Annotated in this window: 11 protein-coding genes; all 11 read right to left on the minus strand. The window is 42.7% G+C overall.

Features of this window, described 5'->3' with window-relative positions:
- Window positions 1–661 (minus strand): tetratricopeptide repeat protein (locus J7K40_13130; protein ID MCD6163336.1); only part of this gene is annotated, 661 nt, incomplete at its 3' end.
- Window positions 654–1655, minus strand: a complete 1002-nt coding sequence (locus tag J7K40_13135) for a VWA domain-containing protein (protein ID MCD6163337.1) — start codon at window positions 1653–1655, stop codon at window positions 654–656. The genes J7K40_13135 and J7K40_13130, both read right to left, overlap by 8 nt.
- Window positions 1652–2644: a VWA domain-containing protein gene (locus tag J7K40_13140; GenBank protein ID MCD6163338.1), complete on the minus strand. Its 993-nt coding sequence runs from the start codon at window positions 2642–2644 to the stop codon at window positions 1652–1654. The genes J7K40_13135 and J7K40_13140 overlap by 4 nt, the downstream gene beginning before the upstream one ends.
- Window positions 2641–3570 carry a hypothetical protein gene (locus J7K40_13145; GenBank protein MCD6163339.1) on the minus strand — a complete coding sequence of 310 codons (930 nt, stop codon included), beginning with the start codon at window positions 3568–3570 and terminating at the stop codon, window positions 2641–2643. The genes J7K40_13140 and J7K40_13145 overlap by 4 nt, the downstream gene beginning before the upstream one ends.
- A gap of 75 nt (window positions 3571–3645) precedes the next feature.
- Entirely contained in the window at window positions 3646–4527 is an 882-nt protein-coding gene (locus tag J7K40_13150; protein ID MCD6163340.1) for a DUF58 domain-containing protein, read from the minus strand.
- 3 nt (window positions 4528–4530) lie between these two features.
- The gene (locus tag J7K40_13155) at window positions 4531–5511 is read right to left on the minus strand and encodes a MoxR family ATPase (GenBank protein ID MCD6163341.1); all 981 of its coding nucleotides are present in this window, start codon (window positions 5509–5511) and stop codon (window positions 4531–4533) included.
- Between the two features lie 167 nt (window positions 5512–5678).
- Complete coding sequence (locus tag J7K40_13160; protein MCD6163342.1) at window positions 5679–6563, minus strand: NAD(P)H-binding protein; 885 nt, start codon at window positions 6561–6563, stop codon at window positions 5679–5681.
- Between the two features lie 5 nt (window positions 6564–6568).
- Window positions 6569–7453, minus strand: coding sequence for a hypothetical protein (locus J7K40_13165; protein MCD6163343.1), 885 nt, complete (start codon window positions 7451–7453; stop codon window positions 6569–6571).
- A gap of 114 nt (window positions 7454–7567) precedes the next feature.
- Window positions 7568–8038, minus strand: coding sequence for a TerB family tellurite resistance protein (locus J7K40_13170; GenBank protein ID MCD6163344.1), 471 nt, complete (start codon window positions 8036–8038; stop codon window positions 7568–7570).
- A 159-nt stretch (window positions 8039–8197) separates the two neighbouring features.
- On the minus strand, window positions 8198–10336 hold the full coding sequence (locus J7K40_13175; protein ID MCD6163345.1) for a DUF4388 domain-containing protein: 2139 nt from the start codon (window positions 10334–10336) through the stop codon (window positions 8198–8200).
- On the minus strand, window positions 10337–11419 hold the full coding sequence (locus tag J7K40_13180) for a PilT/PilU family type 4a pilus ATPase (GenBank protein ID MCD6163346.1): 1083 nt from the start codon (window positions 11417–11419) through the stop codon (window positions 10337–10339). It abuts the gene before it with no gap.
- Between the last annotated feature and the right edge of the window lie 468 nt (window positions 11420–11887).

Below are 11887 nucleotides of genomic sequence, written 5' to 3' on the forward strand. Positions count from 1 at the left end.
TGGCTTCTTTCTCCGACATCTCGCCTTTCTTAGGCTGCTGCTGCTGCTGCTGCTGATTCTGTTGGTCTTGCTGATTTTGTTGCTGTTTTTGTTCCTGCTGTTTTTGTTCCTGCTGTTGTTGGTCCTGTTTTTGTTTATCCTGTTGGTTTTGCTTGTCTTGCTGCTGCTGCTGCTGGTCTTTTTCGTCCTGTTTATCTTTATCGCATTCGCTATTCTGTTCTTGCTGTTGCTGCTGTTGTTGTTCCAAGCGAACTTTTGACAGCTCGTAATTGAATTTTGCTTCCTGCATAGATGGGTCATTTATCAGCGCATTTTTAAATGCCTCCATCGCCTTGGCATAGTCCCGGCCTTTGAATAGCGAATTTCCCAAATTATAATAAGCAGCGCTTTTAGATTCGTCTTTTGCTGTAATTGCAGATTGAGAAAACTTTTCGGCGGCTTTGGCAAAGTCATCGCTTTTATACAGCGCCGCGCCGTAATTAAATGATGCCTGGGGATCATCCGGATTTAGTACCTCCGCTTGATGAAACTGACCAGCCGCATCCTGATATTTTTCAGCCTCGTAATTCTTTTGCCCGCTATTCATATGACTGCGGTAATCTTGGGCAAATGCCGAGGAGGTTATGATAACTGCGAATATGACAATTAATTTGCTATACACGATTCCTCCTCTCGCTTAAAAACATCGCCGCTATAATAAATATAATACCGGGTATAAGGAAGTACTGAAATTTTTCATCATACAGTCGGCGGAAATTTCCCTCTGTTTCCCCTTTTTCCATACGCTTAATTTTCTTGATTATCGACTGCAATTCCTGTTCGCCCGGCGTTGAACGATAGGAGGCGCCGCCGGAAGCCGCGGCTATCTCCTGAAGTAGTGATTCGTTTAATTTTGAAATAACAGTTTCATCATTATCATCTTTTTTATAGCCCGCGATTGAACCATCAGGCTCGAGCTGTGGAATAGGTTCGCCCTGAGCTGTACCCACGCCGACAGTAAATATCCTGAATTGATCGCGATATTTTTCTGCCGCCGCTACCGGGTCTTCCTCATGAGTTTCGCCATCGGTAAAAATTACCATAACTTTATCAGCCTCACTCTCGACAGAAAAACTTTCAGCCGCTTTCTCGATAGCTTTTTCAATATCGGTGCCCGTGTCGGAGATGATTCCCACATCGACAACATCAAGAAACATTCTAAATGCGCTATGGTCGATAGTAAGCGGACACTGAACAAACGCCTGACCGGAAAATACTATTAAACCAATACTTTCGCCTTCGAGATTTTCGGCTAACGTTATAATCTCCCGTCGAGCCTTCTCCAGCCGATTTGGATAAAAATCGCCCGCCAGCATAGAAAGCGACACATCAAGGGCAATCATCACCTCAGTTCCGGTAGATTTGATTTTAATCAATTCAGAACCATATTGGGGACGCGCCAATGCCAGTATCATCAGGGTCATTCCAATTAACGAAAGGATTACTTTCAAACGCCGGCGCTGGCCGGAGAACGATTTTTCAACCATCTTGTTTATCTGCAATCCGCCTAATTGCCTAAGGCGATGATTAACTACTCTTGAACCGATTGCAAATATCACAACAAATAGCGGCACTAATAAAAGCAAGTAAAGCATGTTTTGATTGAGGAATCTCATGGGATGCTCCTTACCGCTATTGTGCTTATAAACAAACCGACAATTAACAAAACTAATCCCCAGTCAAGAAAATCAGCATAAAGTTCTTCATACTTGTAATACTCTTTAACCTCGATTTTAGTTTGCTCCATATCGGAAATCTCATTATAAATTTCCTGAAGGGCTTTGCTGTTGGTGGCGCGATAGAACCTGCCGCCGGTTATATTAGCCACTTCTTTTAACGTTTCCTCATCGATTTCAGATTTTCTTTTAATATACCGCTTGCCGAAAATCGGGTCATTTATGGGAAAATCGACCATCCCTTGTTTGCCAGCGCCGATTGTATAGGTTTTTATGCCGAGGGCGGCTATGGCTTTCGCCGCCGTGGTCGGGTCAATCTGACCGGAATTATTGACGCCATCGGTGAGCAAAACGACAATCTTGCTCTTGGCATCCGATGTCGCCAGCCTGTTTGCCGATGTGGCTAATGCAAGACCGATAGCAGTGCCATCCTCGACCATACCAAAATCGACTTCATCTAAAAATTTAAGAAGCAGGGAATAATCGGTTGTTAAGGGACATTGAGTAAATGCCTGACTCGCGAAAACCACTAAGCCGATACGGTCGCCCTGCCTGCCCTCGATGAAATTCTTAATCACCCGCTTCGATACAGTAAGACGGTTATCAGGCTTAAAATCCGCTGCCTGCATACTGCCTGATATGTCGAGCGCCAGTATTATATCGATGCCTTCCGTAAAAACCTGGCGTTGTCCGTGTCCGGCCTGAGGACGAGCCGCCGCTATTATTGCCAGCGCTACTGAAAACGACATTATAACAGGCAGGGCATGATATAGAAAAATTCTAAATGTGATTTTAGGTTTGGCAAACAAATGAGTATCCGAATAGCTTAACGCCGCCGGTTTTAAAAACCGTTTCCAGTAATAGAGAACTAAGAACGCAACTGGCAAAACTAACATAATAAGAAAATATGGTTGAGCAAATCTTATCATTTTGCCGCCTCTGTTTGCTTGGCATTCTCATCTGGTACTGTTTCTGCCGGTTTAGTTGCGATAGTAAAATCCTTCACCATGTCATAATCTTCATCGATAATATTTGAATCGGGGAGATGTTTAGCGAATTTCACCATATCAGAACGATTTAAAAAGCTTAGCACCGCGGCAGATTTATCCCGCGGAAGTTCAGGATGTTTCAGTTTTCTCTTTAGTTCATATGTCGTAGCCTCAACAGCGATAATATCGAACCGCCCCTGGATGTACTGCCTGATAATATCAGAGAGTTCAATGTAATACTGCTTGATTTTGCCTTTTGCCGGAAGGTTTTTATCCTTAAGCTGAATCAAATTACGGATAGCGATGTCATAGGGCGGTTCGGGCGGAGCTTCCGGTAATATCATGCCTTTCATTTTCCATCTATACAATAAATAAATTGCGATAATAACTGCCGCCGCCGCCAGACCAATAAGCACATAAAGCCACCAGCGCAGAGGCAAAGGTTTCGGGCCGATAATATCCTTTATATCCAAACCGGTAGTATCGGCAGGCAGGATACTGTTTACATACACCTTCTTCGATGGAGATGATGTCGTATGCTGATTATCGTCTTTATCATACCAGAAAAATTCAAATGCCGGGATATCAAGTTCGCCGGTATCGAATGCCGAAAGCTTGAAAGTGTATTCATCATACTTGCGATTATTGCGTGTTTTGGTCTTAATTACCGGTTCGGATTTTAAAATAAACGAACTCTGAGCGGCTTTAATTGTCGGCTGAGACAGCTTAAGCTCCTCCGGATAATCGGCGGTAAGATTAACTGTGAAAGCATCGCCGATTGTAAGGGTATCTTGCGAGATTGAGACATTGAAGTTTATCGGGCTTTCGGGCTGGTCTTCATCGGCATAGGCAAATACAACAGCCATCAGCAGGATAACCCCTACTAATAAAATGTGATTAGTTAAATTTTCAGAAAGTGATTTCATAGCAATCAGTCTATATTATCTCCTGATACGCTTCGCTCTTTGCTCAAAAAATCTGTAAAGCGGCTGAGTGTAATCCTCATGCGTACTCAGCTCAATTGTATCGATTTTATGCCGCTTGAAAAATTTATGCAGGTCGGCTCTTGCATTATATGCTTTAAGCGCCAAATTTTGTCTATTGGTTTTATTTGAAAAATCGACCAGAATTTCTCTGCCTGTTTCAAGGTCTTTTAAATTTATTATCCCGGTTTTCGGTATTTGCCTTTCGAGAGGATCATATATTTTCACCGCTATCAGGTCATGCTTATTAGCCGCCAACCCCAGCGGTCTTTGAAAATCGCTGTCTAAAAAATCGGATATGAGAAACATCACGCTTCGTTTTTTTATTACTCTCAAAAGGTAATCGAATGCACCGCTGATATTTGTTTTTTTGCCGGAGGGTTTGAAATACAACACTTCCCGAATAAGGCGAAGGACATGAAACCGGCCTTTCTTGGGCGGGATATATTTTTCAATCTTGTCGGTGAATAAAAGCAGTCCCACTTTATCGTTGTTGCGAGTGGCGGAAAATGCCAGCACTGCAGCGATCTCAGCCGATATTTCACGGCGCATCTTGTCTAAACTGCCGAAATCGCCGGAGGCTGAAAGATCGACCGCCAATATCACGGTAAGCTCGCGCTCCTCGCGGAATATTTTCACATAGGGATGATTGTAGCGGGCGGTTACATTCCAATCGATAGTGCGAACATCATCGCCGGGCATATATTCGCGCACCTCCGAAAATTCCATCCCCCGGCCTCGGAAAATTGAATGGTATTCCCCGGAAAAAACATCGTTTACCATCCGCGATGTTTTTATCTCGATCTTGCGTATCTTTTTAAACAGTTCGGTAGGCAGCATAGTCTATGGAACTTCAACACCATCAAAGATTTTTTGGACTATTTCATCAGAGGTTAATTCCTCTGCCTCGGCTTCATAACTCAGGATTATCCGATGGCGAAGGACATCCGGCCCGATAGACTTGACATCATCAGGCGTCATATAAGCGCGCCCCTGAAGGAAAGCATGCGCCCTGCCGGCAAGGTTTAGATATATAGTCGCTCTCGGAGAGGCGCCATAGGCAATAAGTTCTTTAATGTCGAGTCCGTATTTTTCCGGATTGCGGCTGGCCATGACAATATCAACGATATAGTTTTTTACTTTTTCATCAACATAGATTTTATAAACCGCATCCCGCGCCTGAAGGATATCATCCGGCGTGATAACCGTATTCACTTTAGGAATATCTTTAACAGCCATCCGTTCCTGAATTTGCAGTTCCTCATCGCGTTCGGGATAATCGATTTTCAGTTTCAGCATAAATCGGTCAACCTGCGCCTCCGGCAGAGGATAGGTGCCTTCCTGCTCGATTGGATTCTGGGTTGCCAGCACTATAAACGGTTTCGGCAATTCATACGAATTGTCGCCAATAGTAACCTGCCGTTCCTGCATCGCCTCCAAAAGAGCCGACTGAACCTTTGCGGGCGCGCGGTTTATCTCATCGGCCAGAATGAAATTGGAAAATATAGGTCCTTTACGGGGTATGAATTCGCCGTTGGTATAAACCATAGTACCGGTTAAATCACCCGGCAGAAGGTCGGGCGTAAACTGGATGCGTTTGAACTCCGTTTTAACCGCATCAGATAATGTTTTGACAGCCAGCGTCTTAGCCAAACCGGGCACACCCTCAATCAGGATATGACCATCCGCTAAAAGGCCGATTAACAGGCGTTCAATCAGGTATTTCTGACCAACAATGACATTACCTATTTCATCAGTCAGGCGGCCGACGAAAGCGCCTTGTTGGTCGATTACTTTTTGAATTTCCTCTATCTGTGGATCCATTCTACCTCCATTCATTTTCCATATTTTTACCCGATATTCGCCCGTATGTTCCATAATAGCGAATGTTAAAATATATTATTTTTACTGGAGTGTCAAGGGCATAGCGAATGGAGTGTTTTCCTGTATAAAAAATTATGATTATCGTTGTGATGAGATTATATCCAATATTACGCCCCCATACTCTCCTTATAAGCCTTACTCCACTTCTCAAGCGTTATCTGGGGGCTGCCAAGCAGTTCATCAGCCTCCGAGGGGTTGCCATACTCGCCGGTTTGTTCGAAATATTTCATTATCATTAATACCTCTTTCAACTGCTTACTAAATTTTATCGCAGCGATAAACGACAAAACTCCAAGCGGCACATTTGTAACTTTCGCTTCAGGATAGGCGATTTTGCAAAATATTTCCAGCGCCTCTTTCATAGTATATGTTTCCGGACCAAAAACAGTCAACACCTTATTGACAGCTTCGTCTTGCATATATGATTTGGCCGTCATTTTGGCATAATCCTCAGCGGCCAGCCAGTGCAGTTTGTGTGGTTGTTTCCCCAATACTGCGGCTTGATTGTCTCGTATGAATAACGGCAGTGATTCCATAAACCAGGCAGCCCTGAAAATCGAGTATTCGAGGCCGCTGTTGATAATTGCCTGCTCGGCATCATATTTTGCCTTAATCATGGCATGTTGGCAGCGTTCTCTGGCAACACTGCAGCCGGATAGATAAGTTATTCTCTTAATGCCCATTTCCATAGCGGCACTTACTATTGCTTTTGTTCCGTGATGTTCAATTCTATCGAAATCCTTTGGCTTTGGTCCGCCTTTAAGGTTTATATGCACACCATAACAACCCGACATTGCCCTCTTCAATGAATCACTGTCGCCGATATCGCCTTTAACAATCTCGAAATTTTTGCCGAAGATTTTTTTTGCTTTGTCGGGACTGCGGCTGAAGATTTTCAGCGAGAAACAAAAATGGTCAAGCATATCAACAACGGGCTGTCCCAGCATGCCTGTGCCGCCGATTACCAAAATTGTTTTATCATCATTAGCCATATTATTTATCCTGCTGTTTGTTGAACGTTTTTATAATCCTGCAAAATTCTATCAAGCCTCACTAAGCAATCTTTTGAATACTCTATGCCTCGAAGACAATAGAATCGCCGATAGCTGTTTTGTTTCGGGCTTATTTCCTCGATATCAAGTATAGCGCCATAGGGGCAGTTATGGCAGTGAATAATATTATCTTTAACAATAGCGCCGGTGGTTTTGCCGACTAAGGCTTTCGAGTAGTCGATAATCGGACTGCCGCCGCCTCGATTAATTTCGATACGCCGCGGTTGAGCAAGAACTACCCTGCCGCGGTCATTGTTGAGTATCGCCGTGCATTCAATTTCATCGTCCGGGGCGGGTTCCCATCTCGATAAAAATCCCGCACCTATTTTGAGATAGATTGTATCATCAAAAAAATCCTCGCCAATATGCCCGCTGGCAAACTTTATCAGAAAACCATTCATCCGCATGGATGATTTTCCGTCATCGATAATTTTTTTCAGCGATGGAAAAACTGAGGCGATTTTTCCGGAAAAATCAACCCGCCGCCCAAGAACCGCAGTCAACCAGAACTCGTATTCATCGAGATCATAAAAAAACTGTTTCAATGCGGCATCATCAATTAGAGCCTCCGGTATGCGGCATATCTTTTCATCATAATAGTATTTGCATGAAAAGCAGTTGCGCCCGACATGCTTATAATCGCGAGGACATTTTTTCCCTTTTATGGCGACATTGCATCGCCATAGAAATTCCACACAGCCTTTTTTATAACATTTTTTCTGCTTGAGAATATGGTATGGGGAAACGGTAAAATCAAACTGTTTATGTACCGGATGACGGCAGATAAATATGCCTTTGGCTTTATACATATTTCGTATGATAGACTGCATATTATTATTATACGTTCAGGAAACGAATTGGCAATAAAAAATTGGTATATATAAATACTTTGCGCGCCCTTTTAAGCCGCTGTCAGGCAAGGAGACTATTTGATACGCAATAGATTAATCGTCTGCTTTGCGTTCTTTCAGCACCTTCATTTTAACTTCAATTAACTGGGCATGAGTAAGACCAAGCATCTTGTAAAGCTTATGCACTAAGTAGTCCTCATGAGTCGAGAGTTTGCCGTCGGCATAAATTACCCGCCAAATCGTTTCGATTACTTTCATTTTCTGGATTGTGGAATAGTTTTGATTAATCAGATTAGTAAAACTCCAGAGGTCTATATGATTATCCAATTCACCCTCGGCGAGTCCAATTAATTTTTTTATATCATCATCGGAAAGATTAAAATTGGACTTGAAATGGTCAACGATTCGTTCTTTTTCAACTGGGTCGAATTCATCATCGATAGAAGCCATTTCAATTAGCAAGGCGCAAGTAGCGATTTGTATCTGATTTTCGCTATCTTCTATTTGCTCATTAGAGTCTAATGAGATATTTTTTGAAAAGAAGCTTTTAATTTTTTCTAACATAAATGTCCGTTCCTCAACATACTATAATAAATTACACCGCATTGATTATAATACTAAATTATGCCTATCAATTCAACAGATATTAGTCTTTTGTTTATAGAAAAGCCGATAGCAATAAAATAATTATTAGTGTTATTCTCAAGCCAACAGAATAAACCCCTACAACAACTGTCCGCTTTTAAGTTTCTCGTCCATTTGGTAGCAGCCCTCCATCAGTATCGAGTCATTGGAAAGCTGATTGTTCGGTTGTGGAAGTTCCTCTATTGTTAGCGGTTCGATTAGCCATGTCCCATCGGCCCAGGTAAGCGCTTTATAGATAGCCTCAGCGCCAGTTAGATTATCGAGTTCGGCAAATGAAATATTGCCCTTAGCGAGATACATCACCAATGGTTTTGTATCCGGTTTGTTTGATTTGACAATAATCCTGACTGTTTTCAAAGCTGGTCCCAGCGCTTGAATTAAATCGATTAGACTCATATCCGCCAGCCGTCCCCGGGCGCCGGAGGCATCATCATTTTCGCCAGCGCCTTTAGCGCGAGCGGTAATCCTCGCCTGAATCTTCTTTACCTTGCTAACCAATATATCGAGGTTGTCGTCAAGAGCAATAATATCCTCTATGCCCTGCTCAAGCAAATTAGTTAATTTGGGAACGCAAGAGGTATTTACAAGCAGAAAAGCCGGGGTTCGCTCAAAGTTGATTCCTTCATTAGCAAGTTCATCGATGAATGATTTGACATCTTCCGGTTCGCTCTCGATTACTACAATAATAAGGTCTGGCTCGCTGCGTTTATATAATTCAATAAATGAACTTATCTTGCTTTGAGAAACTGTTCGAAATCCTTCGTTGTTGAGCCGCAATTCAAGCGGTTGAAGATGTGTTTGGTCCTCAACGCAAAGCATCACCTGCATAGTCTTGCGCGCAGTTTGAAGATTGAGCATATCCTCCTGAACCATTTCAACAAAAGCTTCAACTACTTCAGCTAAAAACAGTTTGCCCGACATATCGCGAAATTTCTTTTTAACAGCATCAAATTTGTCAAGAGTAAGCTGGTCATTCTGCGGAATAGCTTCACAAAATAAATCGACTACTGTTACAATATTGCCGCCCAGTATTTCAATGGGCAATGATTCATTATATTTATCTGTCAGGCTTTGATACATCGACCGCAGTATTTCAACAACCGATGACTGATAGTTCAGTGAGGACAACAATTTAATTGTAAGTTCGACTATTTGACGACTATCCTCGGCTGTTTCACTGCCATAATAAAACCTGGCAATGTCATGAATATAAGCGGCATCGACAATTGCCAATCTATCCCGCGCCGGAAGGCTTAATTTACGGCAAAGCTTATCGGTAAACTGGCCAACGCGGCCGCTGTGATTAAAGGGCAATTTAGCATGAGCTGATAAAAGCGATGTGAAAAGATTGAGATTGTTTATAAGCAGTTCGCTGTTTCTTGTGAGTGTGTCTTTATCAAAAAGTAAGGAAGATATGGTTCTGAAATTTTTTATCAGCGTTCCGGGCGATATTTTACGTATCCTATCAATTAAATCGTTAGCATCATTTAAAATATTGTCTTTAATAAAGACAATATGATATATATGAGTTTTAAATAATTCTATTGCGCCATCCGCCGAATCTAATACATCAACGACATAATTATCCCGTTCCAAAAGCGATTGCAGTAGCGGCGTAGAATATACTTCATCGGATATTATAAGAACCGACAGGCGGGAGTCTGCCGCCTGTTCCGTAGAGGTTTCTTCAGTTGCCAACAGTATCTCGCCAGTCTCCGTTAAATCATCCGGTATCTCTAAAAGCAGGTTGTCCTCAAGCGTGGCTTTACGTCCAAGGTAATATCTGTTAATTGCCGTATTTAAGGCAATCTCGGCGGCTGCATATAATTTTATTTCTTTGCCGCTGGAAAAATTTAACTCACGAGCAAGGTTTGGATCGTTTGGATTTTCGCAGGCTACTTTCAGAAGATTAAGCTTCGAATCAAAGTCGAAAGGCATCACCTTGCGCGACTGGGCAACTTTAATTGAAATCATTTTAACAATATTTTCAGGGATTTTAATATTGGACAGGATAACGCCCTCACAACCAAATTGGTAAGCTAAGGCTTTAACTAATCCAGCCTCATCGATATATCTGAGATACATTAACTGCGAACCAAATTTGCCGCCGCTTAGTTTCTGGCGAAGTAATGCCTCCTTCACTTGAGGCTCGGCTACCAATCCCTGACTTATTAAAATCTCATCAAGACGCTGTTTTTTATTTTGCTGTTGAGCCATTTATTTACTTGCCATCATTGGTTTTTCTTTAGTCAGTTTTGTATAAAATTTCGATGGGTCGACTGCGCATCTAATCGCCTCTTTGACATCAATAATGTCTTTATCGACCAGTTCTTGTAAATGATTATCAAGCAGCTGCATACCCTGCTTGCGTCCGGTTTGGATAGCTGTCGCAATCTGATGAGTTTTATGTTCACGAATCATGCCGGCTATCGATGTTGTTTTTATCATCAATTCATAGGCTACTACTCGCCCCTGGCCATCAGTTCGCCTTAATAGCTGCTGAGATAGTATGGCGCGAAGGGATTCTGCCAGCATAATACGAATTTGTTGCTGTTGTTCTGGCGGAAACACGTCAACAACACGATCTACCGTTGCGGAAGCAGAGCAGGTATGAAGCGTGCCCATTACAAATAGACCAACTTCCGCGGCGGTGGCAGCCAGTGAGATTGTCTCGATGTCCCGCATCTCGCCGACTAAAATTACATCGGGGTCTTCACGTAAAGCCGCTCTTAATGCCGCGGCGAACGACTCTGCATGAAGGCCTATTTGCCGCTGTGAGATAAGCGAATTTTTGTTTGAATGGATATATTCAATCGGGTCCTCTAAAGTGATTATATGTTTCGAAAAATTAGTATTAATATAATCAACTAAAGCGGAGAGTGTGGTTGTTTTTCCCGAATTTGTAGGTCCGGTAACAAGCACTAATCCCGATTGTGATTCTGCCAGCTTATGCAAAGTATCCGGAAATCCAAGAGCAGCCAAATTAAAAGACTCATCCGGAATAAGCCGGATAGCGCTGGCGATGCCTGTATTGGTTTGATATATATTCATTCTGAAACGGGCTATACCCTCGATTCCATAGGCGAGGTCGAGGTCGCCGTCTTTCTCGAACTTGCGTATCTGCTCATCTGTTAATAATTCATAAATAAGCTGTTTGACCTCCGAGGAGGAAAGCTGTCGATGGCGGGTTTTTTCAAGCTGGCCATTAACCCGAATTATAGGAACCGACCCGGCGACAAGATGAAGGTCTGAGGCGTTAGCAGACTTGACAATTTTGAGAATTTGGTCTATTTTGGGCATGACTCTCCTTAGCTTATTGTGCAGCAAATTTGCTGTTATTAAATATATATCGGAAGCAGCGGTAAATATTTGACAGAATGATTATGTTTTTGATGTAAAAATATTTTATAATTTTGCGAATGAGGATATATTAAAAAAATTATATCACTACTGTCCGGCCTTTTGTCCGCCTTAGGCGGATGCTATAATGATGTCATTCCCACACTGCCCGCGTCATTCCCAACTTGATTGGGAATCCAGAGATTGGTCATGCCGATACCTCCTGCCGGCCAGCGCCCGCCTGTCTGCGGACACGGGGCACGGTATTTTTACTATCCACCATTGGTTTAGCAAATAGCCCCGTCCGCCGCTGGAGGATTCCTGGATTCCCCCGCCGCGGCGGGGGAATGACGCAAATGGATAATCATCGAATAAAAATCGATTTCTGAAATTTAATTCCTCCTGTCGGCGGACAGGCATGAAATATTA

It is taken from the genome of Candidatus Zixiibacteriota bacterium, from assembly GCA_021159005.1.
GTDB lineage: Bacteria > Zixibacteria > MSB-5A5 > UBA10806 > 4484-95 > JAGGSN01.

What these genes read in the sequence shown, in the direction of transcription:
- J7K40_13135 (MCD6163337.1), bottom strand. Translation starts at nt 1,655, where the DNA reads ATGAGATTCCTCAATCAAAACATGCTTTACTTGCTTTTATTAGTGCCG.
- J7K40_13140 (MCD6163338.1), bottom strand. Translation starts at nt 2,644, where the DNA reads ATGATAAGATTTGCTCAACCATATTTTCTTATTATGTTAGTTTTGCCA.
- J7K40_13145 (MCD6163339.1), bottom strand. Translation starts at nt 3,570, where the DNA reads ATGGCTGTTGTATTTGCCTATGCCGATGAAGACCAGCCCGAAAGCCCG.
- J7K40_13150 (MCD6163340.1), bottom strand. Translation starts at nt 4,527, where the DNA reads ATGCTGCCTACCGAACTGTTTAAAAAGATACGCAAGATCGAGATAAAA.
- J7K40_13155 (MCD6163341.1), bottom strand. Translation starts at nt 5,511, where the DNA reads ATGGATCCACAGATAGAGGAAATTCAAAAAGTAATCGACCAACAAGGC.
- J7K40_13160 (MCD6163342.1), bottom strand. Translation starts at nt 6,563, where the DNA reads ATGGCTAATGATGATAAAACAATTTTGGTAATCGGCGGCACAGGCATG.
- J7K40_13165 (MCD6163343.1), bottom strand. Translation starts at nt 7,453, where the DNA reads ATGCAGTCTATCATACGAAATATGTATAAAGCCAAAGGCATATTTATC.
- J7K40_13170 (MCD6163344.1), bottom strand. Translation starts at nt 8,038, where the DNA reads ATGTTAGAAAAAATTAAAAGCTTCTTTTCAAAAAATATCTCATTAGAC.
- J7K40_13175 (MCD6163345.1), bottom strand. Translation starts at nt 10,336, where the DNA reads ATGGCTCAACAGCAAAATAAAAAACAGCGTCTTGATGAGATTTTAATA.
- J7K40_13180 (MCD6163346.1), bottom strand. Translation starts at nt 11,419, where the DNA reads ATGCCCAAAATAGACCAAATTCTCAAAATTGTCAAGTCTGCTAACGCC.